This window comes from Donghicola tyrosinivorans, from assembly GCF_003003355.1.
Taxonomy (GTDB): Bacteria; Pseudomonadota; Alphaproteobacteria; order Rhodobacterales; family Rhodobacteraceae; genus Donghicola; species Donghicola tyrosinivorans.
The window spans coordinates 91,161-117,802 of the sequence record NZ_PVTQ01000006.1 but is presented as its reverse complement, the minus strand read 5'-3'; the positions used below and the strand labels follow the sequence as shown (position 1 = coordinate 117,802).

The 26,642-nt window shown below is 59.6% G+C and carries 27 protein-coding genes; 8 read left to right on the top strand and 19 right to left on the bottom strand.

Going from position 1 to position 26,642, the window contains the following annotated elements:
* Window positions 1–97: 97 nt before the first annotated feature.
* From CLV74_RS10755 to CLV74_RS10730, 6 genes are all read right to left on the bottom strand, one after another.
* Window positions 98–823, bottom strand: a complete 726-nt coding sequence (locus CLV74_RS10755) for a response regulator transcription factor (RefSeq protein WP_170108024.1) — start codon at window positions 821–823, stop codon at window positions 98–100.
* A 178-nt stretch (window positions 824–1,001) separates the two neighbouring features.
* Window positions 1,002–1,784, bottom strand: a complete 783-nt coding sequence (locus CLV74_RS10750; protein WP_106264486.1) for a beta-keto acid cleavage family enzyme — start codon at window positions 1,782–1,784, stop codon at window positions 1,002–1,004.
* A complete protein-coding gene (locus tag CLV74_RS10745; protein WP_106264484.1) occupies window positions 1,781–3,106 on the bottom strand; it encodes an aspartate aminotransferase family protein in 1,326 nt (441 codons plus the stop codon). The genes CLV74_RS10750 and CLV74_RS10745 overlap by 4 nt, the downstream gene beginning before the upstream one ends.
* A 4-nt stretch (window positions 3,107–3,110) precedes the next feature.
* Complete coding sequence (locus CLV74_RS10740) at window positions 3,111–3,536, bottom strand: universal stress protein (RefSeq protein WP_106264482.1); 426 nt, start codon at window positions 3,534–3,536, stop codon at window positions 3,111–3,113.
* A gap of 11 nt (window positions 3,537–3,547) precedes the next feature.
* Window positions 3,548–6,175 carry a TRAP transporter permease gene (locus tag CLV74_RS10735; protein WP_106264480.1) on the bottom strand — a complete coding sequence of 876 codons (2,628 nt, stop codon included), beginning with the start codon at window positions 6,173–6,175 and terminating at the stop codon, window positions 3,548–3,550.
* A gap of 64 nt (window positions 6,176–6,239) precedes the next feature.
* A complete protein-coding gene (locus CLV74_RS10730; protein ID WP_106264477.1) occupies window positions 6,240–7,199 on the bottom strand; it encodes a TAXI family TRAP transporter solute-binding subunit in 960 nt (319 codons plus the stop codon).
* A 174-nt stretch (window positions 7,200–7,373) separates the two neighbouring features.
* Here CLV74_RS10730 and CLV74_RS10725 point away from each other — a divergent pair, with 174 nt between their 5' ends.
* On the top strand, window positions 7,374–8,198 hold the full coding sequence (locus CLV74_RS10725; protein ID WP_245888522.1) for a MurR/RpiR family transcriptional regulator: 825 nt from the start codon (window positions 7,374–7,376) through the stop codon (window positions 8,196–8,198).
* 12 nt (window positions 8,199–8,210) lie between these two features.
* Here the strand turns inward: CLV74_RS10725 and CLV74_RS10720 are convergent, their stop codons facing one another.
* From CLV74_RS10720 to CLV74_RS10685, 8 genes are all read right to left on the bottom strand, one after another.
* Window positions 8,211–9,137 (bottom strand): LysR family transcriptional regulator, encoded by a 927-nt coding sequence (locus CLV74_RS10720; RefSeq protein WP_106264473.1) that lies wholly within the window; start codon window positions 9,135–9,137, stop codon window positions 8,211–8,213.
* Between the two features lie 4 nt (window positions 9,138–9,141).
* Window positions 9,142–9,777, bottom strand: coding sequence for an aspartate/glutamate racemase family protein (locus tag CLV74_RS10715; RefSeq protein ID WP_106264470.1), 636 nt, complete (start codon window positions 9,775–9,777; stop codon window positions 9,142–9,144).
* A complete protein-coding gene (hydA, locus tag CLV74_RS10710; RefSeq protein WP_106264689.1) occupies window positions 9,777–11,234 on the bottom strand; it encodes a dihydropyrimidinase in 1,458 nt (485 codons plus the stop codon). Before hydA ends, CLV74_RS10715 begins: the two co-directional genes overlap by 1 nt.
* On the bottom strand, window positions 11,234–12,160 hold the full coding sequence (locus CLV74_RS10705; RefSeq protein WP_106264468.1) for an N-carbamoyl-D-amino-acid hydrolase: 927 nt from the start codon (window positions 12,158–12,160) through the stop codon (window positions 11,234–11,236). The genes hydA and CLV74_RS10705 overlap by 1 nt, the downstream gene beginning before the upstream one ends.
* Before the next feature lie 15 nt (window positions 12,161–12,175).
* Window positions 12,176–12,844: an amino acid ABC transporter permease gene (locus CLV74_RS10700; protein WP_106264466.1), complete on the bottom strand. Its 669-nt coding sequence runs from the start codon at window positions 12,842–12,844 to the stop codon at window positions 12,176–12,178.
* 10 nt (window positions 12,845–12,854) lie between these two features.
* Window positions 12,855–13,523, bottom strand: coding sequence for an amino acid ABC transporter permease (locus CLV74_RS10695; RefSeq protein ID WP_106264464.1), 669 nt, complete (start codon window positions 13,521–13,523; stop codon window positions 12,855–12,857).
* Window positions 13,523–14,260: an amino acid ABC transporter ATP-binding protein gene (locus tag CLV74_RS10690; RefSeq protein WP_106264687.1), complete on the bottom strand. Its 738-nt coding sequence runs from the start codon at window positions 14,258–14,260 to the stop codon at window positions 13,523–13,525. The genes CLV74_RS10695 and CLV74_RS10690 overlap by 1 nt, the downstream gene beginning before the upstream one ends.
* 128 nt (window positions 14,261–14,388) lie before the next feature.
* Window positions 14,389–15,249, bottom strand: coding sequence for a transporter substrate-binding domain-containing protein (locus CLV74_RS10685; protein WP_106264462.1), 861 nt, complete (start codon window positions 15,247–15,249; stop codon window positions 14,389–14,391).
* A 338-nt stretch (window positions 15,250–15,587) separates the two neighbouring features.
* Here CLV74_RS10685 and CLV74_RS10680 point away from each other — a divergent pair, with 338 nt between their 5' ends.
* Both CLV74_RS10680 and CLV74_RS10675 read left to right on the top strand, forming a co-directional pair.
* Window positions 15,588–16,001 (top strand): VOC family protein, encoded by a 414-nt coding sequence (locus tag CLV74_RS10680; protein ID WP_106264460.1) that lies wholly within the window; start codon window positions 15,588–15,590, stop codon window positions 15,999–16,001.
* 15 nt (window positions 16,002–16,016) lie between these two features.
* Entirely contained in the window at window positions 16,017–16,706 is a 690-nt protein-coding gene (locus CLV74_RS10675) for a fumarylacetoacetate hydrolase family protein (protein ID WP_106264458.1), read from the top strand.
* A 9-nt stretch (window positions 16,707–16,715) separates the two neighbouring features.
* Here the strand turns inward: CLV74_RS10675 and CLV74_RS10670 are convergent, their stop codons facing one another.
* Window positions 16,716–17,405 (bottom strand): TetR/AcrR family transcriptional regulator, encoded by a 690-nt coding sequence (locus CLV74_RS10670; RefSeq protein ID WP_106264456.1) that lies wholly within the window; start codon window positions 17,403–17,405, stop codon window positions 16,716–16,718.
* A gap of 102 nt (window positions 17,406–17,507) precedes the next feature.
* Between CLV74_RS10670 and CLV74_RS10665 the strand changes: the two genes are divergently transcribed.
* The 5 genes from CLV74_RS10665 to CLV74_RS10645 are packed head-to-tail and all read left to right on the top strand — an operon-like array spanning window position 17,508 to window position 22,449.
* Window positions 17,508–18,482: a polysaccharide deacetylase family protein gene (locus CLV74_RS10665; protein ID WP_245888521.1), complete on the top strand. Its 975-nt coding sequence runs from the start codon at window positions 17,508–17,510 to the stop codon at window positions 18,480–18,482.
* Window positions 18,479–19,420: a polysaccharide deacetylase family protein gene (locus tag CLV74_RS10660; protein ID WP_106264451.1), complete on the top strand. Its 942-nt coding sequence runs from the start codon at window positions 18,479–18,481 to the stop codon at window positions 19,418–19,420. The genes CLV74_RS10665 and CLV74_RS10660 overlap by 4 nt, the downstream gene beginning before the upstream one ends.
* Complete coding sequence (locus tag CLV74_RS10655; protein WP_170108023.1) at window positions 19,413–20,825, top strand: MFS transporter; 1,413 nt, start codon at window positions 19,413–19,415, stop codon at window positions 20,823–20,825. The genes CLV74_RS10660 and CLV74_RS10655 overlap by 8 nt, the downstream gene beginning before the upstream one ends.
* Entirely contained in the window at window positions 20,822–22,249 is a 1,428-nt protein-coding gene (locus CLV74_RS10650) for an amidase (RefSeq protein WP_106264447.1), read from the top strand. The genes CLV74_RS10655 and CLV74_RS10650 overlap by 4 nt, the downstream gene beginning before the upstream one ends.
* Window positions 22,246–22,449: a hypothetical protein gene (locus tag CLV74_RS10645; RefSeq protein WP_106264445.1), complete on the top strand. Its 204-nt coding sequence runs from the start codon at window positions 22,246–22,248 to the stop codon at window positions 22,447–22,449. Before CLV74_RS10650 ends, CLV74_RS10645 begins: the two co-directional genes overlap by 4 nt.
* 40 nt (window positions 22,450–22,489) lie before the next feature.
* Here the strand turns inward: CLV74_RS10645 and CLV74_RS10640 are convergent, their stop codons facing one another.
* The 4 genes from CLV74_RS10640 to CLV74_RS10625 all read right to left on the bottom strand — a co-directional run bounded on the left by CLV74_RS10640 (window position 22,490) and on the right by CLV74_RS10625 (window position 26,572).
* On the bottom strand, window positions 22,490–23,794 hold the full coding sequence (locus CLV74_RS10640) for a TRAP transporter large permease (RefSeq protein ID WP_106264443.1): 1,305 nt from the start codon (window positions 23,792–23,794) through the stop codon (window positions 22,490–22,492).
* Complete coding sequence (locus CLV74_RS10635) at window positions 23,787–24,299, bottom strand: TRAP transporter small permease (protein ID WP_106264441.1); 513 nt, start codon at window positions 24,297–24,299, stop codon at window positions 23,787–23,789. The genes CLV74_RS10640 and CLV74_RS10635 overlap by 8 nt, the downstream gene beginning before the upstream one ends.
* Window positions 24,300–24,302: 3 nt before the next feature.
* Window positions 24,303–25,274 carry a TRAP transporter substrate-binding protein gene (locus CLV74_RS10630; RefSeq protein WP_106264438.1) on the bottom strand — a complete coding sequence of 324 codons (972 nt, stop codon included), beginning with the start codon at window positions 25,272–25,274 and terminating at the stop codon, window positions 24,303–24,305.
* Window positions 25,275–25,387: 113 nt separating this feature from the next.
* Window positions 25,388–26,572 (bottom strand): LysR family transcriptional regulator, encoded by a 1,185-nt coding sequence (locus CLV74_RS10625; protein WP_106264436.1) that lies wholly within the window; start codon window positions 26,570–26,572, stop codon window positions 25,388–25,390.
* Between the last annotated feature and the right edge of the window lie 70 nt (window positions 26,573–26,642).

Here is a 26,642-nt window from a genome sequence, read left to right as displayed (position 1 = left end):
CCCGCCCAGAATATCGCGCCTGACTAGAGGAAAATGAACCGGTGCTTCTTCATGATCCAAATACTCAAAAATGGCCGGCCCGCCAAAAGCACCTAGCTCAATCGAACAGTGCGCGGTGGCCAAGAAAGAAAACCGCCGCCGAGGTCCGGTTGGGCACCTCCAGTTTCGAGATCACCCGATGTATGTGGATCTTTACCGTATGCTCGGAAATCCCGAACTCCGTCGCAATTAGCCTATTCGACATCCCGCCGCCAATCGCCGCCAGAATTTCCCTTTCACGAGGGGTCAGGCGCTCGATCCGAGCGAGTGCATCAGGATCACATGTGGCCAGCGCGGCCCCGCCAAGAGACAACAAACGCAGTGCGATAGAAGCGGGCAAATACTGCGATCCTGTATGGACTAACGACAACAAACACAGCCACGCATTGATCCCGCTGTTCATGGGCAACAGGCTGATCCCTTCGGAAAAGATCAGACTACTATGGGCGTCAAACACAGTGTCACAGGCTGAAGTGTCCTCTAACGCGACCGCGACACGGCCGGACGGCAAAGTGACCTCGCCACCTGCAAGCTTTGCGGCGAAGGCACAAAATGACCCGGCATCAAACATCACCATCTCAAAGCCCGAGGGTTCGGCCCGATGCCCGTCCACATAGGCATCGATCCTATCAAAAAAGATGACATCCCGTTCAGGAAACTCGGCCGAAACGCTGCCCCGCAGCCGACGGGAAAAGGTTGCACCGCAGCCGACAATCGCAATCTGGCGTTTCCCATCAGGGGCCAGAGTGGGAAGCGACGCAGAAGTCACGGGATCGAAGGTCATCGAAGTTGTCATAGGCACCAACCAGATAAGAACAAAAGGTTATCCGAAAACGACCCTTCATGCGCTTCTCTGGCCAGAACCGACAAACCAACACTCAACCGACCAGCCCCGCAACTTGCGAAATCGTTTGTGTGTATTACGATCCGTTTGATTGATTGGTTTCAAATTAGTCCAAAAATCATGCGGCGCGCGCGACCCCCATAGCTTCAGCCAGTTCTGCCACACGCTCGGCGTTTGAGGATGCACATGACAAATCCTGGTTCATCCGGTTGTTTTCAAACCCGATCCGCGCTTTCCCGCCCAAAGCCCGCCCGGCCAAAAGGCACTCGGTTTCATAGGCGCCAAAGGCACAAACGGCCCAATCTACATGTGGCAGCGTAGACAGTAGCGCGGCCGCAGGCGCGCCCAGATCCACTACGGACGATGTCTGACCGGCGCTATAGCGCCCAAGAACGATCAATGCCTGAAGCCCACTCTTGGGCACTGTTCCGCCAGCGACCATGACTGCCAAAGCCCTGACATCCGCCACATCGTAAAGGATGTGCTGCACAGCTATCCCCGCCTCATGGCAATCGTTGTAAAAGCGGCGCAGGGTTTTGTCGTCTTCCCCAGCGGTCATTTCGCGCACAGCGATCGAGACCGCTTCGGGCCGGACACCTTCCACCAATGCACGCTGCGCTGCCGGTGTATAACGGCCCATCGCCTCGGTGGTGATTTGCAGCATAAACTGCTCAGGCACCTTTGGCGCCAGTTCAGCCAGCAATTCTTTATATAGGCCCACGTCCAGCACATGCTGCTGGCTTTCATCCCGCACATGAGCGTGCAAACCGTCCGCACCTACCGCGATACAGTCCAGCGTCGACTGCACGATCTCGGGGATCGTGACCGGCACATTCGGGTGATCTTTCTTGGTCAGGCGTGCGCCATTAGGCGCGACCATGATCCGGGGCAGGGGTTTCATACGGAAAGTGCCTTGTCGATTGCAGTGGATAGCTTCGAGACGAGCTCATCAATCTGAGTGTCTTCGATGATGAAGGCCGGAGCGATCAGGACGTGATCACCATTCACCCCGTCTATTGTGCCGCCCATCGGGTAGCAAATCAGACCCGCCTCAAAGGCCGCCGCTTTGATCTTTGCGTGCAGCTTCTTTGACGGATCGAAGGGGTTTTTTGTGTCGCGGTCGGCAACCAGTTCAACGCCACGGAAGAGGCCCCGTCCACGGACATCGCCCACATGGGCATGCTGCCCGAACTGCGCCTGCAGAGCGGCCTGCAACTTGTCGCCTTGGGTGCGCACGCGGGTCAGCAAATCGTTCTCTTCGATCTCTGACAGCACGGCATTGGCCGCAGCCGCCGCCATCGCGTGGCCCATATAGGTGTGCCCGTGCTGGAAAAAGCCCGACCCTGCTGCAATAGCGTCATAGATCTTGCCCTGCACCAACAGCGCCCCGATCGGCTGGTATCCCGCGCCAAGCCCCTTGGCGATGGTGATCATATCAGGCGAGACACCATCTTCTTGGCAGGCGAACAAGTACCCCGTGCGCCCCATCCCGCACATGACCTCATCAAGGATCAACAGGATACCGTATTGATCGCAAATCTCGCGAATGCGCTTCAGATAGCCTTCAACCGCAGGAACCGCGCCAGCGGTGGCCCCCACAACGGGCTCAGCGACAAAGGCCATGACAGTTTCCGGCCCAAGGCGCAGGATTTCGGCCTCAAGCTCACCCGCAACGCGCAGGCCATAGTCTTCAACACTCTCGTCCTCGGCACGGCCACGGTATTCGTAGCACGGCGAGATATGGGTGGTTTCAACCAGTAAGGGGGCGAACTGTGAGCGGCGCCATTCGTTGCCGCCAGCGGCCAGCGCACCCAAGGTGTTGCCATGATAGCTTTGACGGCGCGCAATCACGCGGTGCCGCTGGGGCTGGCCGATCTCCATATAATACTGACGGGCCAGCTTCAGGGCAGCCTCAACCGCCTCAGAGCCGCCAGAAACCAGATAGACCCGATCAATTCCTTCTGGCGCTGCGGCAACCAGACGGTCGGCAAGTTCCTCTGCGGGATCAGAGGTAAAGAACCCCGTGTGAGCAAACGCCAGTTGCTCAACCTGCAAATGCAGTGCCGCACGCACCCGAGCGTTGGAATGCCCAAGGCAACTGACCGCCGCCCCGCCAGAGCCGTCCAGATACCGCTTGCCTGTGGCATCGATCAGATAACAGCCATCGCCCCCGACGGCGGTCGGCAACTGGCCGCGGGTCGAGCGTCCGAAGATGTGGCTCATGGTCTTAGTTCCTTACGACATAAACCGATTGTTTGGCGTGCCGAACCACGCGGGCCGCGTTCGGCCCCAGTAGGTAGTCCGAGAATTCAGGGCGATGCGCGCCCATAACGATCACATCCGCCTCAAGCTTGTCAGCAGCCCGCAGAATTTCGTCATAGACCGTGCCATGTACCAGATGCGGCGAGACATCGACTGTCGGCGCGATGTTCTGGGCCACCCAATCGCGCAACTGGTCACCGGCAGCTTTCAGCATGTCTTTTTCATAGCCTTCGCGAAAAAACCCTGAGACCTGCGACATCCCGAAATTAGGCATGACCGCAATCACATGCAGGCGGCCTTCGGGGTCCAGAATGCGCAGCGCTTCCGCCAAAGGTTTGGTCGCGTGCGAGGGGTTATTCAGATCGATTGCAAGCAGGACGTTCTTTGCCATGTCAGGCCTCCTCAGAATGCAGGTTTCGTCTGGCGGCGACGCTGGAACATCACCACGACAGCCAGCAGCAGCACTGCCGGTATCCACAGCCAGTATTTGCTGATCCGGTCTGCGGGATGCAGCAAGCTGACCACTTCGACGCGGGGCTCTCCGTAGAAATCAAAGCCCTGCATCTGTTGCTGATAGTCTGTGCCGAACATGGGCTCGTCCATGTACATGCGGTCGCCCTCGGGCAGCAGCATCAAGCCCGCCGCATCGGTGCGGCCGGTCTCAGGCTCATCGGCGGTCACCGTATGCACGATGGTCAGCGATGTGGGCGAGCCGTCGGCGAAAGAGGGGCCGGCCACCACGAAACGCACGGTGTCGCCAGGGGCGGCCTCATCAAAAGCCTGAGCCAGCAGTGTGGGGGACATTTCCTCGAACTTGGGCTGGATGCGATCCAGCCAGAAGCCTGGCACGAACAATGTAAAGGCCACCAACAAAAGCGCCGCGCTTTCCCACTTGCGCGAGTCCGCAAGGAAGTACCCTTGGGTCGCCGCCGCAAAAAGCAGCATCGCAATCGTCGCTACGAAGAAGACCATGACCGCCTGCAAGATGCCCGCAGTGGTGCCAAGGTCCACGCCGTAAAGGATCAGCGTCGGGTTGTAGATGAACAGGAACGGCAGGGCCACGGTCCGCATCGAATAGAAGAACGCGGTAAAACCGGTCTTGATCGGATCACCACCAGAGACCGCCGCAGCGGCAAAGCTGGCCAGACCCACAGGGGGCGTCACATCCGCCATGATCCCGAAGTAGAACACGAAGAGATGCGCAGCGATCAGTGGAACGATCAGCCCTTCTTGTGCGCCAAGTTGAACCACAACGCCCGCCATCAGCGAGGACACCACGATATAGTTCGCCGTGGTCGGCAGCCCCATGCCAAGGATCAGGCTGAAAAGGCCAACCAGCAGCAGCATGATCATCAGATGCCCGCCGGACAGCAACTCGACCAGACCGGCCAGTTCGGTGCCGATGGGGGTCTTAGTCACAGTGGCGACAATGATGCCCGCAGCCGCCGTCGCCACACCGATGCCGATCATGTTGCGGGCACCGGCGATCATTCCATCAACCAGATCCATGATCCCTGCGTTAAAAGCCGCGCCCATGTCTTCACCGCGGAACATCGCCTTCAGGGGACGCTGGGTGACGATAATCGCCAGCATGACCGCCACCGCATAAAAGGCCGATTTGGCAGGAGACTGCATCTCGATCATCAGGAACCAGACCAGCACCAGAATGGGCAGCAGGTAATGCAAGCCGGTCGGAAAGACCTCTTTGACCGTGGGCAGAGTAAAGTTCTTGGCGCCCGGATCATCCAGCGCCAGATCGGGGTTCGCCGCCGCCGTGCGCACCATCAGCACATAGGCCACGATGATCACCGCCAGAATGATCCATTCGGAAATCGCAGGGGCCGCAGCACGCAGGCCATTGATGCCATAGACCAGCGCCGTGAACGCAACCGCCGTCACCACGAAACCGATGAAGATTTTCAGGAACATCTTGCCCAAGTTCGCCGCCGGTCCCAGCGCAGGCATGTCTTTCTTCAGCGCCTCAAGATGCACGATGTAGACCAGCGCAATGTAGGAAATCACCGCCGGAATGAAGGCGTGCTTGATCACCTCAACATAAGAGATGCCGACAAACTCGACCATCAGGAAGGCCGCTGCACCCATCACAGGGGGCATGATCTGACCGTTTACGGAACTGGCCACCTCGACCGCGCCGGCTTTTTCCGAACTGAAGCCCACCTTCTTCATCAAGGGGATCGTAAAGGTGCCGGTTGTCACCACGTTCGCGATTGACGAGCCCGAGATCAGGCCAGTCATGGCAGAGCCCACAACCGCCGCCTTCGCAGGACCACCACGCAGAGCGCCAAGGCCCGCAAAGGCCAATTGGATGAAATAGTTGCCCGCTCCTGCCTTGTCCAAGATCGCGCCGAACAGCACGAAAAGGAAGACAAAGGCCGTTGAGACGCCCAGAGGGATGCCGAAAACGCCAGTGGTATCCAGCCATTGCGCGTTGACGATCGCGGTGAACGACAGACCGGAATGTTCAATGATATCGGGGATCAGCCAGCCTTGCCCCATGTAGGCATAAAGCAGAAAGATCGACCCGACGATGGTTAGCGCAGGCCCTAGTGCGCGCCGCGATGCCTCCAGCAACAGGACAATCCCGACCGAGCCAATCGCGATCTGCGTCGGGGTCGGCAGCCCCGAACGGGCAGTCGCCGAAATCTCGCGCGAGAAGAGGAACACGTAAAAGGCACATCCCGCGCCGACGATAGCAAAGGTCCAGTCCAGCATCGGCACGCGATTGCGCGGGGAATTCTTGAAGGCCGGATAGGCCAGAAACGCCAGCAGCACCGCAAAGCCCAAATGCACAGGCCGCGTCTGGGACGAGTTCATGACCGGCAGCCACGCGCCGAACCACAACTGAGGCTGCGCGATCCAAAGCTGGAACAGGGACCATGCGAAGGCCACACCAGAGATAAAAAACGCCACCGCCCGATTGTCAGGGGCGCGGCCACCGGTGTCTGTGCTGGCAACCAGATCCTGCAATTCGTCGTCTGAAAAACTACGTGTCGACTGTTCGTTGGTCATGAAATCCCCCTAAGAAAAAAGGCCGCCGCGCAGGCGGCGGCCCAGTTAGCCTAGTATTCTGCCGTTATTCGATCAGGCCGACTTCGCGGTAGTACTTCTCGGCGCCCGGATGCAGCGGAGCCGACAGGCCGTCATTTGCCATTTCTTTGGGGTCAAGGTTCGCGAAGGCAGGGTGCAGACCGCGGAAGCCGTCCATGTCCTCGAACACGGCTTTGACCAGCTGGTACACAGTCTCATCCGAGACACTGGCCGAGGTCACAAGGGTCGCGCCCACACCGAAGGTCGCGACATCGCTGTCATTGCCGCGATACATGCCACCGGGGATGGTCGCGGTCCGGTAGTAGGGGTTGTCTGCAACCAGCTTGTCGATGGCTTCGCCGGTAACCGACACAAGGGTCGCATCACATGCAGTGGTGGCTTCCTGGATCGAGCCCGAGGGGTGACCCACGGTATAGACCATCGCGTCGATGTTGTTGTCGCACAGGGCCTGGCTCTGTTCTGCCGCTTGCAGTTCCGACGCAAGGCTGAAGGTGCTCATGTCCCAACCAAGTGCGCCCATCACCACTTCCATGGTGTCGCGCTGACCGGAACCGGGGTTACCGACGTTCACACGCTTGCCTGCCAGATCCTCGAACTTCGTGATGCCGGAATCCGCGCGGGCCACAACGGTGAAGGGCTCGGGGTGGATCGAGAAAACCGAACGCAGATCAGGGTTCGGCCCTGCATCCGCCAGCGAACCTTCGCCGTGAACGGCTTTGTACTGCACATCCGACTGGGCCACACCGAACTCCAGCTCGCCCGAGCGGACCGCGTTCACGTTGTAGACCGAACCGCCAGTCGACTCGACCGCGCAGCGGATGCCGTGCTCTTTGCGGGTCTTGGACATCATGCGGCAGATGGCACCACCGGTGGGATAATACACGCCAGTTACGCCGCCGGTTCCGATCGAAATAAACTCTTCCGCCATTGCGGGGGCTGCCGAAACGGCCATTGCCGCAGCCAGTGCCACACTCACGATCTTCATTGGGAAACTCCTCTCCTGTCTCACCCTTTGCGGGAATAATTCATTTGCGTTACAGTTGACGCAAAAATAAAGCAAATGAATTATTTTGATTTAGGTGATCACGTGGTACATGTCACGCACCACCGGCCAAGGACAAAACCCATGGGAAAACAAAGACAAATCAGAACAAGCCTGATGTATGTCGTCGAAAACGGCACGCCAACTTTGTCAGGCTTTGCCGCGTGGACCCTTGATCACTTGAACGATGTGGCCTTCCAATCGATTCGCGGATTGGCACAACAGGCGGGGGTGAATGCGAACACGGTGACCCGTCTTGCGCGGGAAATCGGATATGACGGGTACGAGTCCTTCCGGCAGGATGTGCGCGAACTGATACAGGCTGCACCGCCTCTTTACGGGGATCGGGCCGAGGCGCTGCGCAACCGCACCGGACAGGACATCTGGTCCGAGGCTCTCTCGACCAGCTGGAACAACGTTGAAACCCTGTTCCAGTCCGACGGACTAGCCACGATCGAAGCCTGCGTTGCGCCGCTACTGGCCGCCCGCCGTGTCTATTCGATCGGCGTGCGCAGCTGCTACGGGGTGGCCCATTACTTCAGCTATGTGGGGGCGATGGCCTTTGACAATTTTGTGCAGGTCCCCAGCATGCCCGGTGCGATCATCGACCAGATGTCCGCCCTGACCGAAGATGATATCGTGATCGCGATCACCTATGAGCACTACTCGGCCGAGGTGGTGCGCGCCTGTCAGGTCGCACGCGAGGCGGGCGCCAAAGTCTTGGCTCTGACTGATAGCTATCAATCCCCCATCGCAGTTGGCGCATGGAAAGTCCTACGATTGCCAATGGCCGGACCCCAATTGATGCCCTCGCTGACCACGGCCTTCATCACGGTCGAGCTACTTCTGGCCGCGATGACCGCCAAAGACGCCCGCGCGGCGAAACGGATTTCAGGCTTTGAAAGCCGGATCATGGAGCACGGCGGCTACGTACAGAAATAACCGGACCGCTGCTTAGGCCAAGCCAAGCGACGCGGTTTCGACCACACGGCGCAACTCTTCCATAAAGCTGCTCAGGATCGCCGAATGGGGCACCCCTTTTCGGGTCAACATCACGGCGCTAACCTCGCGTACCGGCATGAACGGGCGGGTGATCAACCCACGCCCTAGGTAGGGCGCTGCCGAATATGGGTCCACAACAGTGACCCCCATACCACTAGCCACCAGCGCCGCAGCCGTCTGGCAATAGCGCACGTCAATGCGCGGCGCATAAGGCATGCCCGACACATCAAAACCCACTTTCAAAAGCCGCCCCAGTTGCGAGGCCACATCAATCCCGATCAACGGATAAGGCATCAGGCTTTCGGGTGTCACAGTCTCGGATGCGGCCAGCGGATGGTCTTCGGGCATCAGGACAACCATATTCCGACGCTGCAATAAATCACTGTTTACGGTCTCGATCCGCTCTGCATTCAGCACCAAACCGATATCCGCCTGACCAGTAGAGACAGCCTGAACCACATTCTCCAAGCGCCTGACATCATAAGAAATCGTCGCCTCTGGCCGCGAGGCGGTCAGGTTCCGCAAGGCTACAGGCCCCACAGAATACCCCAAAGGCGGCGTCGCCATGACCCGCAAACGTCCCCGCCGCCCGATGCGCAAATCCTGCGCCCGCGTGGTGAAAGACCGCACGATCCCGAACATCGGCTGGATTTCGGAATACAGTTCCTGCGCCTCAGGCGTGGGCTGCAAACGCCGCCCCGTACGCGTGAACAAGGTGATCCCCAACTGCGTCTCTAACTGCCGCAAGCTTGACGACACCGCTGGCTGCGAGATCTTCAAATGCTCGGCCGTCTCGACCGTGGTCGAACAGCGCATCATCGCTGCGAAAATTTCCAAAAGACGCAAGGATATATCGGAAAAGGTTTCTTTATCGCTCAAATACTCAACCTTTCACGATGCCCAACGCCATCGCACCCGCCGCCACGACAGGGTCGATCACCGCCAGACCCGTTTCGGCCTCAAGTCGAGCGCGGATCGAGGCCATGCCCGCGCACCCCAAGACAATCGCGCCCGCGCCCATGTCGCCAAGTTGCACGGCCAAGCCGCGCACCTGCTCATAGACCTGTGGATCCGTGCCCGAGGCCGCCGCAGATACCCCGTCCAGCGCCAGCTCTGCCGCCAAGCGGCCTTCAACGCCCATCATCCGCATCTTGCGTAGGTGGCGGGGAATCGATTTCGGCGACAAGGCGATGATCCCGAACCGATCCGCCCGCGCCAACGCCGTTAGTATGCCCGCTTCCTGCACGCCGATCACTGGCTGTGTCAGCGCCGCCCGCGCCAATTCCAATCCGGGGTCAGAGAAACAGGCGGTCACAAAAACCGCCGCATCCTCGCGTCCCCGAACCAATTCAAGAAACCCTAGTCCAGCCCGCGCCACATCTTCATCGCTGGCGATGGTAGCGGGGCTGTCGGGCAGGTCTGTAACCTCAAAACAATCGCCCAAAGGCGCTAGAGCAGCGGCGATCCCTTGGGTGACCACCGCCGATGAGTTCGGATTGACCACCAGAACCTTGCCCATCAGCGCAAGTCCGCGCCAAAATTCTGAGCGGGGTTAAACTCCGGTACTTTAAAACCGGGCTTACCGCGCAGATCGACAGGCTGACGGGCAAAGAAACGCCCTTGCCCCTCAGCCGCCTTCAACACGCCGTCTTGCACGATCTTAGCGCCACGGTTCAGAACCACCTCCGGCACGCCGGTGATCTGCATCCCCTCGAACGGGGAGTAGTCCATGTTGTCGTGCTGGTCTTGTTGGCGCACAGTCCGCGTGGTTTCAGGGTTCCAGATGGCAATATCCGCGTCCATTCCGGGCGCGATCCGTCCCTTGGTTGCGCAGCCAAATGTCTTTGCCGCATTGGTCGATGACAGCGCCACAAATTGTTCCGGCGTGATCCGTCCCTTCACCACCCCTTCAGAGAACAGATAGGGCAAGCGCATGGCAATCCCCGGCATCCCGTTTGCGATTTTGGGGTAGGGCACATCGAAACCATTTAGGAATTTCCCCGTTTCATCGGCACGGTAGGGCGCGTGATCCGAAGACACGCTTTCAAACGTCCCATGTGCTACGTGGTGCCAAAGCGCCTCTTGGGTATCGGTGCCGCGCAGCGGAGGGGAACAGATATACTTCGCCCCCTCCATCCCCGGTCGGTCCAGATCATTGCGGGTCAGGGCCAGATATTGAGGGCAGGTCTCGGCATAGATCTTAGCGCCGTTGAACTTTTCGCGCCGCACAATCTCGGCCCCGCCTTCGGTCGAGACATGGACGATGAACAACGGCGCATCCACCAGCTTCGCCAGTTGGATTGCGCGATTGATCGCCTCTTCTTCGGCCAGTTGCGGACGGCTGATGGCATGGTATTTGGGCGCGGTCAGGCCACGGGCCGCCAGCCGCTTGTTCATCCATTTCACCATGTCGTTGTTTTCCGCATGGACCATGGTGATCGCCCCGTGATCCCGTGCGACGGTCAGAATATCCAGCATTCCCCCATCACCAAGGTTCATCAGATCATAGGTCATGAAGACCTTGAAACTGGTCACACCGCGCTGAAACGCGCGGGGCAACTCATCCGTCAGGACCTCTGGGCGCGGGTCCGAGATAATCAGATGATAGGAATAGTCGATGACCGAGCGCGCACCCCGTGCATCATAGGTGGCCAGCACGTCATCCACGCTTTGCCCACGCTGCTGCGCCGCGAAGGGGATAAAAGACGAATTGCCCCCGAAGGCCGCCGAGATTGATCCCGACAGATAATCATCCGCCGTCATCACGCCAGAACTGCTTTCCTGCGCGATATGGGCGTGGGCCTCAATCCCGCCAGGCATCACGATCCGCCCGCCTGCGTCAATGCGCTGATCGCCGCCCGAGAGATGTTCGGCCACGGCAACGATACGACCATCCTTAATGCCCACATCGCCCTTTGCCAGATAGTCCGCCGTGGCGATGGTGCCGCCGTGGATGACTGTGTCAAAATCCGCCATCATTCAGGCTCCACCACACCGGTTTGCGCGGTGATCAAGCCATAGTGTTCAACCCGCCGGTGGGCGGCAAAGTTGAACACGGTGGACTTGCCGAAAGCGCATTTGTCAAAGTCCGCCTCGGCCACGATCAACTCATCCCCTTCGCCTTGCGCTCGGGCGATGACAAAGCCATCAGGATCCACGATCACTGAGCCGCCAATCATGTGATTGCCGTCCTCATCGCCGCATTTGGCCACCGACACAGCATAGGTCGAGTTCTGATAGGCCCCCGCGCATACCGACAATTCATGGTGGTAGAGGCGCTTTTCCAAACCTTCCGCTTGCATCAGGTTATTCTGCGAAGGGGTGTTGTACCCGATGGACACCAACTGAACCCCTTGCAGCCCCAGCACACGCCATGTCTCGGGCCAGCGACGGTCATTGCAGATGCCCATCCCCATGATCACGCCTTGGCTGCGCACCACGTTGAACCCCGTGTCGCCCGGCAGAAAATACCGTTTTTCAAGGTGCTGGTGGCTGCGTTCGGGCTCATACTCCGCGTGGCCGGGCAGGTGGGTCTTACGGTAGGTCAGCACGATCTCGCCCTCAGGCGACACGATGACCGAAGTGTTGTAGTGCAGCCCCTCGGGCGTCAGTTCGCAATAGCCGAAGGTAAAGCCCATGCCGTACTCCTTGGCCTTATCGAACAAGGGCATCACGGCCGCATTGGGCATTTCAGTTTCGAACCAGTGATCAAACTCGGACCGGTCTTCCACGTAGAAACGGGGGAAGAATGTGGTCAGGGTCATCTCGGGGTAGGCGAGAAATTCAACGCCCTTGTCATGGGCCTCTTCCATCAGGGCCAGCATCCGCGCGACAACCTCTTCACGGGTTTCGGCCTTTTGGATGCCGCCAATCTGCGCCCCGCCAATGATCATTTTCGTCATGACAAACTTCCTTCGTTAATGCACCGCAAGGCCACGCTGATAGCGGGAGACGACCCGCACCAGCGGCCAAAGAACGGCAAGGTAAAGCAGCGCCGCCAGAACAAGAGGCGACGAATTATAGGTGACCGAGCGGGCCATGTTGGCCGAGTAAAGCAGCTCGGAGAGAGACACGACCGACGCCAGCGAGGTCAGCTTGACGACCTCGACCGTGTTGGACAGCAGATCGGGCAGCACGTTGCGCACCGCTTGGGGCAGGACCACATAGGTCATGGTCTGCGCGGGGCTGAGGCCGGTTGCCCGCGCCGCCTCGGTCTGGCCCTTGGGGATCGAGTTGATGCCCGCGCGGAACACCTCGGCAAAGTAAGACGAGTTGTTCAGCAAAAAGGCAACGATTACAGCGACAAACGGGCTGAGGTTAATCCCCGCAAACGGCAGGCCGGAATAGACAAAGATCAGTAGAACCAGCGGTGGCAAGGCGCGAAAAAAGTCGATGTAGATCACCGCCGACCAGCGCAGCCAGCCACGGGGTGACACCGCCGCCAAAGCCAGGGCCAGCCCGCCCAGTAGCCCAAGGATGATGACAAAGGCGCAAAGTTGCAGGGTGATCCAAGCGCCCTTCATCAAAAGGGGAAAGGCTTGGCGCATGATGTCGATGTTGAAGAAAGTATCGATAAAGGCGTCCATATCGCGCTCCTCAGGTCTTGTAGTGGAAGCGGCGCTCGATCCAGCGGGATGCGATAACAGCCGGAATGAAGATCAGCATGTAGGCGACAGCAGCCATGGTCAGCGGCGTGGCCGAACCAGAGAAGGACTGCGCCGAAGACGCGACCGACAGGATTTCTTTCACCCCGATGACCGAGCCAAGCGCCGTCATCTTGGTGATCGCCAAGGCGCGGTTGACCAACGGCGGGATGCCCATCCGCCATGCTTGCGGGAACGCGATGTTGGTCAAAACTTGGGTAAACGATAGACCCGTGGCGCGTCCGGCCTCCCACTGGCCTCTGGTGACAGCGGTGAGGCCCGCCCAAAAGATTTCCTCAGCAAAGGCAGCCAGAACGAGGGACAGTACCAGATACAGCACCAGCCAGTCAGGCATCAGCAACCCGACCGACGGCAAGCCGAAGAAGAGGATCAGGATTACCACCAGCGGCGGCAACGCCCGCATCAGGTCGGCAAAGAGGACAATCAGCAGGGTTAAAGGACGAACCTGAAAACTGCGCAGCCCCGCCAGAACCGCCCCGAAGACGATGCCAGAGATGATGATCGCCACAGACAGTGCAAGGGTAATGCCCATCGCCACGATGATGTCGGGCGTATATTTGGCGATCACCGTGCCGTTAAAGAACGTCTCAAGAAAGCGCATCAGTGCGCGCCTCCCGATACGCGGGAGAGGAAGGATTTCAGGCGGTCGGATTTGGGGTTTCCGAATATCTCGTCGGGGGTTCCTGCCTCGACCACATAACCGCCGTCCATAAAGACCACACGGTCGGCAGCCTCGCGGGCAAAGGCCATCTCATGGCTGACCACCAGCATGGTCATACCCTTGTCGCGCAGGTCTTTCATGACCTTCAGGACCGAGCCTACCAGTTCGGGATCAAGCGCCGAGGTCGGCTCGTCAAACAGCATGACTTTGGGGTCCAGTGCCAAAGCGCGGGCAATGGCGACACGCTGCTGCTGGCCGCCGGACAGCTCGGACGGCATCGCATCGGCTTTATGTCCCAGCCCCACCTGATCCAGCAGTTCCATCCCGCGCTGACGGGCCTCATCTGCGGGACGTTTCAGCGCCTTGATCTGCGCCAGAATCACATTCTTGATGACGCTCATATGGGGGTAGAGGTGAAAGCCCTGGAACACCATGCCGACGTTCAATCGCATCCGGTCCAGATCGCGGCGGGGAATGTCGGTGATGCGGGCGTTGTCGATCAAGATCGCGCCAGAAGTGGGCTCTTCCAGCCGGTTGCAGCACCGCAACATGGTGGATTTCCCAGACCCTGAGGGGCCGATGATAAACACCAACTCGCCTTCGGAGACATTCAGGTCGATGGCTTTCAGAACCTCGGTCTCGCCGAAGGTTTTCCCGAGGCCACGGACCTCAAGCATATAACGCCGCGCATTCATATTAGGCACTTTCAGGTATTCAGAGGGAAGGACCTGCCGGACGCGGAACGCCCGACAGATCGAAGCGGCGGCCTACACGAGGGAAGGGGAAAGCAGGCCGCCAGAACAGATCAGAAGGTGCAAGAGACCTCATGCGCGGTCTCGTCATAGCCTTCAAAGCCGGGGGTGCCGTAACCGGGGGTGGGGGTTACGATGGTGCGGCCCTCGGCAGGGGTGACGCCGAACCATTTCTCCGACAGACCGGCAAGGGTGCCATCGGTTTTCAGACACTCGATCACACTGTCGATCAGGTTGCGCGTAGCTTCGTCGTCCTTGCGGAAGGGCAGGGCCCAGACCAGACCGGTGTCCACCTCGTAGGACAGATCGACTTTGGGGTTCTTGACCGCTGCCCACGCCGCGCCCGTCGCGCCCGCAAGGTTGGCATCGGCACGGCCCGTCGCCACAGCCTCCACCGCATCGGTCTGAGTGCCGAAGGTCACGATTTCCCAACCGTATTCACCGGCCTTTTCGGTCAGCCAGCTTTCATAGACCGAGCCCTTGTTGGCTGCGATGGTCTTGCCCTTGAACCCTTCGAGCGAGGTCACCGGGTCCGAACCGGCGGGCACTACAAAGGCAAAGTTGGTGTCCATGAAGCCTTCGGTGAACAGAAGGTTGCCCGCGCGTTCGGCGGTCACAGTGGTCGGGGCCGCGATAAAGTCATAGGTGCCCGCCTGTAGCGCCGGCAATAGACCCGAGAACTGCGCAGCGGTCACATCCACCGGCACGCCCAGTTTGTCAGCGATTGCCGCAGCAAGATCGACGTTAAAGCCTTCAATCCCCCCGTCCAATTTGGGCATAGCATGGGGGGCAAAGGTGCCGTCCAGCGCGACTTTGTAGCCGTCAGCTTTGATCGGCGCGATGTCCGACGCGAAAGCTGTGCTTGCCAGTAGCGACAGGGCGGCGGCATATCCGAGGCGGGTAAACATGGTCATGGGAACTCCGTGTTGGCAAAAGGAAGGGGTCGGGGCTTGTTGCCCTCTTCCTTGATCCAAGACCCAGTTCATGCTGCACCGCAATATAAACAGTCATTTGAATATTTCTAATATAATAACATGAACTTATAGATCAGTTGAGAAAATCGTCGGAAAATAGCGCCGCGTAGCAGCAATTTTCCTTTATTTTTAAGACACGAAGACAAGATGATCGAAAAAATAAAACAATCGATTGAAAAATTTTGCTTTTCGTAATGCCTAAAACTTAGTCTTTACCTTTAGGCACGCCTGCGCAACTTGAAGGCACTTTTTAAACGATTGTTTGACAGGAGACCCCGATGCAGTCGCTTTTCCACCTTGCCATCCACGTCACGAATCTAGACGAGGCCCGCCGTTTCTACGGTGGCGTCCTTGGCTGCGAAGAAGGCCGGTCGACCGATACATGGGTCGATTTCGACTTTTTCGGCCATCAGTTGTCTTTGCACCTAGGCACGCCCTTCCCGACCACACGCACTGGCAAAGTCGGTGATCATATGGTCATGATGCCCCACATGGGCGCGGTGCTGCGTCTGGATGACTGGAAAGCATTGGCTGCAAGACTGGAAGATGCAGGCATCACATTCGATATCCCGCCCGTCATCCGCTTTGAGGGCGAGCCCGGCGAGCAGCGCACCATGTTCTTCTTTGATCCGTCGGGAAACCCGATCGAGATCAAGGGCTTTGCCGATTTCGATGGTCTCTTCGCCAAATAAACAAAGGCTCTTGCCATGACCGACTATGTCTTCTCCCCCGCGCCGCAGCCCTCATTGCCCGTTGTGGGACATGAAGCCCGCTATCCCGTGCGTCGTATCTATTGCGTGGGCCGGAACTACGCCGATCACGCCCGCGAAATGGGCCACGATCCGGATCGCGAACCACCCTTCTTCTTCATGAAACCGGCCAGCACCATCGCGCAGGCGGGCGAGCCTGTGACCTATCCACCCCAGTGCGAAGACTTGCACTATGAAGGTGAATTGGTTGTCGCATTGGGGGCGGGGGGCCAGAACCTGACGCCCGAAGCCGCGGAGGCTGCGATTTACGGCTACGCAGTGGGCAACGACCTGACCCGCCGCGACATGCAGGCCGAAGCAAAAAGCCTGCGCCGCCCTTGGGCGCTGTCCAAAGGGTTTGATGGCTCGGCCGTGATTGGACCAATCCACCCGTTCTCCAAGACCGGCGCTTTGACCAAGGGGCGGATCACAAGCCATGTTGGGGATGAGTTGCGTCAAGACGGCGATCTGGCCCAAATGATTTGGTCCGTGACCGAAGTCATCGTGGCCCTGTCGCAAACCATCACACTTGCGCCGGGCGATCTGATTATGACCGGCACCCCCGCAGGCGTGGGAGCGCTGAACCGTGGCGATGTGGTCGCGGTCGAGATTGCGGGCCTCGGCCGGATCGAGACTCCGATTGTCTAACCCTACCGATCAAGGGCGGGTAAAACCGCCCATGATCAAACCGATCACCGTGTCGATCACCTGATCACTCAAAGTGGTCTGAACGGCCGTATCACCCGCAAGCAGCTGAATTCGCTGCACCTTTGGATCGACATCCGACAGCAGATGGATCGCTGCACCACGCGCGAACTCATAGCGCCAAATCAACTGCTCGCGGTCCAATGCGGGAAAGGTTGTGGCCATCGCCCGCAAGAATGCCTGCGCCACATGGTCGTGTTTGTGAAAATTCGACATGGCCAGTGGGTCCTGCGGCGTGATGCGCATTTGGTAGATCATCCGCAAATAAAGACTGCCCCCGTCATTGGCGCGGCTGACCGCCTTGATCGGCTCGATCAGCGCCCGCAAAATCGCTTCAGCAGGGATGGCGCGCCCTGCGGCGGCAGTCTCGGCGGCCCGCAACTGATCAAGTCGCGCATCATTGACTGCGCCGGTGATCTCTTCAGCGGCAGCGCGGATCAGATCCTCTTTCGAGCCAAAGTAATACCGGACAGATGCCACATTGGCGCCTGTCGCCTCGGTCACGTCCCGCACAGTGGTCGCATGGGGGCCTTTCAATGCCACAAGCTCTTTCGTGGCCTCTAAAATTCCCGCCCGCGCCAAAGCCCCCTTGGTGGGCTTTGCCTCTTTCTTAGGCGGCTTGCCCTGTTCTTTGCCCGACATGGCCCGAACGCTCCCCTTCGTTCATGTTTCTCTTGAGGATCACTTTAGCACCGGCTACCAAAATAAAACAAACGTTTAATTTAATATCTGAGAGTCGCAGCTATGGTTCAGCTTACAGACACACAGGCACGGGAAAGCTCTTACCTCGCGCCAGAGGCGCGACCTGCGGACACGGGTGATTACCCTTACGCTCCGATGCGGGGGCGGCCAAAGCTGACGTGGCCCAACAATGCCCGTGTGGCTTTCTGGATCGCTCCGAACATCGAACACTATGAATGGCGCCCGCCGATCAACCCGAACCGCAATCCCTATCCGCGCATCTGTCCTGATGTGATGAACTACAGCTGGCGCGATTACGGCAACCGCGTCGGGTTCCGCCGCATTGCGCAGGAAATGGACAAGCGCGGCATACGCGGCTCGGTCTCATTGTCCGTCACGGTCTGCGATCACTTTCCCCAGATTGCCCGCCAGATGACAGATATGGGGTGGGAGCTGTTCAGCCACGGCCTTTACAACACGCGCTACTTCTACGGGATGCCCCTAGAGGACCAACGAGCCGTGATCCGCAACAGCAAAGAAACCATCGCGCGCTTCGGCCAGCGGCTGGACGGCTGGCTGACGCCAGCGATCACGCCTTCGCTAGAAACCCAGCGCCTATTGGCCGAAGAAGGGCTGCGCTACACGCTGGATTATTTCCACGACGAACAGCCCATGCCTCTGGATGTGGGCGGCGAATACCGTTTCATGACCGTGCCTTATTCGATTGAGATGAACGACATCCCGCTTTTGCACTGGAACAACATGTCCGTTGACCAGATGCTGAAATCGCTGAAGGCGCAGTTCGACCGCCTCTATGCGGAAGGCGCCGAGAACGGGAAAGTCATGTGCTTTGCGATCCACCCCTTCGTGTTGGGGCAGCCCCATCGGATCGATGCGTTCGCAGAGTTCCTCGACCACGTAAAATCCCATCCAGAGGTCTGGTATCCGACCGCCCGCGAAATCGCGGCACATTATGATGCCACCCATTACGACCGCATGACCCAATGGCTGGCCGCTCAGCAGGAGGGCGCAGCATGAGCAAACAAATCCTGCCCACCGGCCCCGACTATCTGGAAACGCCACTGCGCCGCGAAGGGCCTGATCACGACTTTTTCCCTTGGCGCGATACATGGGCCGACAACCGTTTGTGCTGGGATGGTGACACCACGTTGGGCATCTGGATTCAGGTTGCTGTTGAATGGTTCCCCCTGAATATCACCGGCACACCCTTCCTGCCCATCGGTGCGCCGAACCGCCCTTGGCCGGATTCCGAGACCTATACCCAGCGCGACTACGGCAACCGCGTCGGCATTTTCCGGATGATGGACGCGCTTTCGGCACGGGGCATGACTGCCTCGACTTTTCTGAACGCACGGGTGGCGGCGCGGTATCCGGCTTTGGCCCGCGAGATTGCAAAAGAGGGCTGGGATGTGGTCGCCGCCGGTCTTGATGCCGGCGCGATCCATCACGACGGCCTAGATGAAAACACCGAACAAGCCATGATCGCCGAGGCGCTGGCCTTGCTGCACGCACAGGGGATGCCACCGGTCGCGTGGCACTCGCCCAGTTGGTCGCAGTCCCCGCGCACGCCTGCGCTCTTGGTCGATGCTGGCGTAAAAGCTATGGCCGATTGGGGTAATGACGAGGCTCCCTACCAGCATATGACCGCCTCTGGTCCTATCACCTCGCTCCCCGCAGCGTTTGAGCTGTGTGACCGCGAGATTATCGCCAACCGGCAAAACGCGCTGGCGGATTTTGAAAGCGCAATGATTGTGGCTGCCCAAAGGCTCGCGCGCGAGGCCGCTGAGACCGGCCAGCACCGCCTGCTGACAATCAACCTCTCGCCCTGGATCATGGGCCAGCCCTTCCGCATCGCAGGCTTTGAGCGCATCCTTGATGCCTTTGCCGCCATTCAGGGCGTCAAAACGGTTCAGGTCGCTGAAATTCTCGCAGCATCGCAGGCGGCAAATGACTGATCGCACCGTTCTGCCGCTGGCACTGACGGTCTCGGTCGCCTTTCTGATTGAGACACTGGACAGCACCATCTTGATCGCCGCCCTGCCAACCATCGCGCAGGACTTCGGGATCGATCCGCTCAGGGTCAATCTGGCGGTCACGATCTATCTCGTGACGCTTGCCGCGATGATCCCCGCCAGCAGCTGGATGGCCGACAGGATCGGAGCCAAGCGGCTGTTCCTCATAGCGATTGCGCTGTTCATGGGGGCGTCCGTCGGGGCGGCGATGTCCCAGAACCTTGGCCAATTGGTGACCATGCGTGTCCTTCAGGCGGGGGCAGGGGCGATGATGACGCCGGTTGGGCGTCTGCTGTTGATCCGCCACACCCCGCAGGCGCAACTGGCAACAGCAATCATCTGGATGACAACTCCCGTGCAGATCGGGCCGGTGCTTGGCCCCCTGTTGGGCGGTTGGATCGTGACCTACGCCCAATGGCCGCTGATCTTTCTGGTCAACATCCCGCTGGGTCTGATCGGTTTGTTCTTTGCCTGGCGCGTTCTGCCCGCCGACACCCCGCAACCCGCCGGAGCCTTCGATCTAAAGGGCTTTGTCCTTTGCGTTGTGATCCTGTCTGTCCTGCAAATCGGCATCGATTACTTTGTCCATCCACTGTTGCCTGCCGCATGGATGCTGGCCCTCTGGGGCGCGCTGCCGCTGGCCGCTTGGGCCTATGCCCGCCACATCCGCCGCACATCCCGTCCGGCGCTAGATCTGTCACTGTTCCGGCTGCGCCTGTTCCGGAACGGGCTTGGTTGGGGGGTACCTGCCCGCATGGGGATCAACGCCATCCCCTTCCTGCTACAGCTACAATTGCAACTTGGCTTCGGGTGGAGCGCTGCCCGCGCGGGAGTTGTGGTATTTGCCATTGCGGGCGGTGCAGTGCTGCTAAAGCCCTTTATGGTCGGCATTCTAGCCCGCAGCGGCTTTCGCGCAGGTCTTGGCTGGAACGCCTTCGTGGCCGCGGGATTTGCAGCAGCCTTAGGCTCCATCACGGCCAATACTCCGCCTTGGGCAATCCTTGGGCTGGTCCTTGGCTTTGGCATGGCTCGGTCGCTGCAGTTCAACATGATCAACACCATCGTTTTTGCCGATGTACCGAAACACCGCCAAAGCGCCTCGACGGCGCTGGCTGGGGTGGGGCAGCAACTGTCCATGGCGTTGGGGATTTCCGTTGCCGCCGCGCTGGTGGCACAGGTCCAACATCTGGCGGGGGCAGGGGCCAGCGCCGCGATCTCGATCGCGATGTTCGTGATGGCGGCCCTGACCGTGGCCGGAGGCGTGGGCTATCTCTGCTGCCTCTCTCCTGATGATGGCCGCAACATCAGCGATGCCTCTCGGGGCAGAACATCGAAAGGAACCCCATGACCCTTCCTGACGATCTAACGAACCTTTCCTTGACTGAGGCCACCGCCGCAATTGACTATGGCAGCCTAACGCCTTTGGACCTGTTTGACGCCCTGCGCGCACGGATTGAAACCTTTGAGCCAGCAATTCACGCCTATCTGCGCTATGATTTAAGCGCCGCTGAAACGCTGGCCCGACAGGCCACTGACCGCGCCCGCAGAGGTCAACGCCTCTCGCCGCTCGACGGTCTGCCGTTTGGCGTGAAGGACAACATCTACACCGCCCGCTTTGCCACGACAGCTGCATCCGCAGTCCCTCAAACCCACGACCCTGCGCTGAACGCCACTCTGGTCGCCAAGCTTGAGGCACAAGGGGCGATCCTGATCGGCAAGTGCAACACGTGGGAATATGGCACCGGCACCGGCCATGTCCGCTTTGACCTGCCCATGCCGCCCGCTGTGAACCCTTGGAAGGCACAGCATTATACGGGCGGGTCATCCTCGGGCTCGGCTGCGGCAGTAGCGGCGGGGCTGGCCAGCTTTGCCATCGGCACGGACTCGGGCGGCTCGGTCAGACTGCCTGCGGCGGGCTGCGGTGTGGTGGGCTTCAAACCCACGTTCGGACGCATCAGCCGCCACGGGATCATGCCCAACACATGGAGCTTCGACACCCCCGGCCCCATCTGCGCCACCGTGGCAGACGCCGCCCTGATCTATGACGCCATCGCCGGATATGACGCCGCCGACCCGTCATCGCTGGACGCAAAAGCCCCTAATGCTTCAGCCAACCTAGGCGCTGGGATAAAAGGGGGGCGTGTGGGCGTGGTCCGCAATCTAGCAGGACCGAACGGACTACCTGACAGCGCCATTCTGGCAGCGCTAAACGAGGCAGAGGCGGCACTTCAGGCCCAAGGCGCCCAGATCGTTGATGTCGAAATGCCCGTCGCCCCGTCCGAATTCCGTGCCATCGCGGGCATTCTGAACTGGTCCGAGTGCTTTACAATCCACGAAGCCGACTACCAGCATCACCGCCACCTGATGGGCCGCGCCCTTCGTGAGAAACTGGAAGCGGGGATGTATGTGCGGGCTGTCGACTATCTATCAGCCGCGCGTGAGCGGCGGCGGCTGGTGGCCGCTGTGGATGCTTTGTTCGAGCAGGTCGATGTGCTGCTTTTGCCGATGACCTACCGCACCGCGCCGCATCTGCAGGACACCGAGGCAGTGCGTGATTTCACCACCGGCTCGGCCGGTAGTCCGTTTTCCTTGACCGGCCATCCGGCGATCTCGGTGCCCGCAGGCTTGGACGCAGATGGTCTGCCTTTGGCGATACAGCTTGCCGCCGGTTTCTGTCAGGACGCGCTGCTGTTGCAGGCCGCTCAGGCCTTGGAAACTGCGATAGACTGGCGGCCCCGTCGCGCGCCCCTCATAGCGGAGGTTGCCCTATGAGCGATCAAAACGAAACCACTGTCCGCGCCATCTGGCAAGCAGCGGGCTGGACCCCACCCGAAGGCGACGAGTTGTCCCGCGCGGCAGAGGCATTCCATCGCGCCGCAGCCTTAGGTCGGGGTGTGCCGCGCACTGCCGATAAGACCATTAGCCCTATGCTTGGCCCCCGCGACGACATTAAAAGGCAAACGCAGGACTGAAACGAAAAAGGGGCCTCATCCGAGGCCCCTTCATCATCCGTTAGCCGAACATCGAATTCGGAATGAACACCGCGATTTGCGGGAAGATGATGATCAGGATCAACGCCACGACCATCGCAATCAGAAATGGAGTCACTCCTTTAAACACCGTGGTCAGCGGCACACCCGTGGCAACGCCACGCACCACAAAGACGTTGAGGCCAACTGGCGGGGTGATCATGCCCATTTCGATCACGATCACGGCGACCACGCCGAACCACACCGGATCAAAGCCCATCGCGGTGATGACAGGGAACACGATCGGAATGGTGATCACCAGCATCGACAGGCCATCCATGAACATCCCCAGCACCACATAGGCCAGAAGGATCACAGTCAGCGTGCCATAGGGGCCGAAATCCAACTGTCCCAGCCCTGCACCCAGTGTCTGCGGGATATGGGTGACCGAAAAGAAAGGGTTCAGGTTATTGGCCCCGATCACGATCATATACAGCATGGACGAGGTCTGAAGCGTACCCATGACCGCCTCTTTGAACCCGTGCCAGTTCAGTCGGCGCTGTGCGAAAGCCAGCACCAGCACCATTCCTGCACCAATGCCCGAAGCCTCGACCGGCGAAAACACCCCCAGATAGATGCCACCAATCGAGGCAACGATCACGAACAGCAGCGGACCTGCCTCTGCCAGCAAACGGAAGCGTTCGCGCAGGGGAACCACAGCACCACGGGGGCCTGCTTTGGGGTCAAAGTAAGACACCAGCCAGACCACGCCAATAAACAGAACCATCAACAGCAGACCGGGCAAGATGCCGGCCATGAACAGACGGCCAATGCTTTCCTCGGTCAGGATCGCGTAAAGAACAAAGCCTGTGGACGGCGGGATCAGGAACCCCAGCGTACCGCCTGCGGCAATGGCACCAGTGGCAAGGCTGTCTGCATAGCCCATACGTTTCATCTCGGGCAGGGCTACTTTGCCCAAGGTCACGGCGGTGGCCACCGACGATCCCGACACCGCCGAAAAGGCCGCGCAGCCGATTACCGAGGCCGAGGCCAGACCGCCCCGAAACCGTCCGACCCATGCAAAGGCCGCATCATAAAGCCCGCGCGAGTAGCCAGCGACCGAGGACACGTTGCCCAGAAGGATGAACATCGGTACGACAATCAGCGAATAGCTGGACACCGCCGAGTAGCTTTCTGTCAGCAACAGGGCCGTCGCAGAACGGGTTCCTTCGAGCCAGCCGTAGCCGAAAAAGCCGACGATCAGCATGGCAAAGGCAACTGGTGTCCGCAGGATCATCAAAAGAAAAAGGCTGGCGATACCGATCAGCCCGACGGTGGTCTCAGTCATTTTTGCTCTCTGCCTTTCCGGTCAGCAGAAGAAGGATATCGGCGGCAAACACCCCGACACACAGGGCCGTGCCCGCCGCAAGCACCGCGTAAAACGGCCAGATCGGCAGATTCAGCATGTTGGTGGCATCGCCCCATTCCAGCGCATCCATCGCCTTATCCCATGCCCGCAAGGTCAGCAGGCTTAGGACGTAACCAGAGATCAGACGCGACAGCACATCCCCGAAGAGGGGCCCCCACCGGCCAAGCATGTTGTCAAAAACGTCAACCCGCACATGAACCTGATGTTCGGTCGCATACGGCAGCGAGGCCATGACCAGCGCCAGCGCGGTAAGCTGCACGATCTCGTTGATGCCAAGGATCGGCTGGCCAAGGACGTAGCGCATGATCACGCCCACCGCCAAAACCAACACCAGCGCGATCAGACACACACCGCCAAGCCAGGCCAGCGCCAGGTTGGCGCGGGCGAAATACTTCGCCCAAGCCGATGAGGGATACGCGCTCATGGGTTACTTGCTCAGCGCGTCGACAATCGCAGCGGCATTGCCGCCGGTCTCGGCCACGGCCGCATCACGCACAGGTGCGGACAGGACGTTGAACGCCTCGGCCTGCTCGGCGGTCAGTTGGATCACCTGCTTGCCTTCAGCTTCCGCAAAGGCGGTCAGACCGCCAGCAGCCGCGGCCAACTGGGTCTCATTCGCCAGAACCGAGGCCTTCTTGCCTGCCTCAATCACAGCAGCCTGCTGTTCATCGGACAAAGCGTCAAAAGCATCGCGGTTCATCAGGATGAAGAAGGGCGAGTTTGTAGTGTCCATGCCGTAGGTCAGGTAATTCGCAACCTCACCCAGACGGAACGCGCGGGTGGCCGTGGTGTCGATGTAGGCCCCATCGATCACGCCGGTTTGCATGGCGTTGTAAATCTCGGTCACGGGCATCGAAACGGGCGTCGCGCCCCATGCCTCGATCACGTTGCCTGCGTTGCGCGACGGCACGCGGATTTTCATGCCCTTCAGATCGTCAGGGCTGTCGACGGCCACGTCGCGCATGTACAAAACGTTGCCGGCGCTGGACCAGAGCGAGACCAGCTGCACGCGGCGGTACTCATCAGCGAAAAGATCGATGTTGTTCCAGATGTCTGCGGTGCCGGTTGCTTCGTCCAGCACACCGGGCAGCTCCGCGGTCAGGGTCAGAGGGAACTGGCTGGCGGTATAGCCGGGCAGCGATACAGCCAGTTCGGCCACGCCATCAACGACGCGCGCATATTGCTCGACGGGGCCCGGCCCAAGTTCACCACCGGAATAGATGGTCACGGTCACATCACCGCCGGTTGCCTCGGCTACCATGTCGGCGAAAGGCTGGAATGCGCCGGCAACATAGGGGTGCATGGGCGGCATGAAGTTGGCAAATTTCAGATCTTCCGCCACAGCGGCAGAGCCCATCAGGGTCACAGTGGTAGCGGCGATCGCAGCAATAGTACGCATGTCGTTTTCCTCCCGAGCGATAGCGACATTGAGGGCAAGGCCCATGGCGCATTGCATGCAGGAGGTCACCGCGCAAAACCAATTCAAAGCGCGGCCTTCATCATAAGTTTTAGCTATGACACACTTTGTCTGATGGCGGTTTTCCGCAGTAAATCAAGCAAGATGGCCTGTGATTTGGTGGGTTCCCAATCCTGCCGCAAGGTCACGCCAATCGCACGCCCGGGCCAATCGCCAGCCACATGAATCCGCGCCAGAAGGCCCTTTGCGATCTCGGCTTCGGCCTGCGCGCCAGAGACACAGGCGATGAAATCACCCGCCAAGAGCATCTCGCGCATGAACAGGACCGAGCCGCTTTCGATGATGCTTTGCGGGCGTTCAATATTCTTTGTTTCAAAGTAGTTATCGAACTGCCCACGGGATGGCGACCCAAGTCGCGGGACCACCCAAGAGCGATCCGCCAGATCCTCTAGCAACACCTCTTGCCCTGCCAAGGGGTGGTCAGGAGCACAGACAAAGGCAAGGTAGTCATGGAACAGCGCTTCTTGGACCACGTCCCCAATGGGCGCGGGCTCTCGCAGGGCGCCGACAATCAGATCAATGTCCCCCCGCCGCAAGCCTGTGAGCAAGTCATCATAAGGGCCGTCGTTGATCTCGACCGGCAGGCGCGGGCGCTGCTGCCGGAAGGCCGCCAACAGACGCGGCAAAAGGACCGAACGGGACAGGGGCAAAGCCCCGATCACGATACGGCCCGCTTCGCCGCCGTCGAACTCGGCCAGATCGGCATCGGCCTGATCCAGTTCGGCAAAAGCAAGCCGCGTGGCACGCTCTAGCGCCCGCGTAGCACGGGTCGGGATCAGGCCGTGACTTGCCCGCTCAAACAGCAGCCCGCCCGCCTCTTTTTCCAACTGACTGACCGCCCGATGCACCGAGGGCTGCGCCAGCCCCAACCGCTGCGCGGCCAGTGTGAAATTCTCGGCCTCAGTCACAGCGATCAGGGCCTGCAATTGCGCCAGTGTCGCCGTGAGCGGCAACCGGTCCGACACCTCACGCAGGGCAGGGTCCAGAATGGCAAAGCATCTATTCAAGCGCCACTCCAACAGCGCCCCCCGTTCATTGGTAAAAACCCCTTGGCGCGTGCGGGTAAACAATGGCCCCGAACTGCCCTCTTCGATCTTTTGCAGCGCCTGACTGACCGCCGGTTGCGACACCCCGCACATGTCCGAAGCCAGCGTCAAAGATTGCATCTGCGCGACTGTCAAAAACAAGCGCAAATGACGAAGGTTTCGGGGCAATGTCATAGGTTTCTCCGTAAACTCAATGGCTTTTCCGCGATACAGCAAGGAAAGGCACAAGGTCATTATAGCGAAA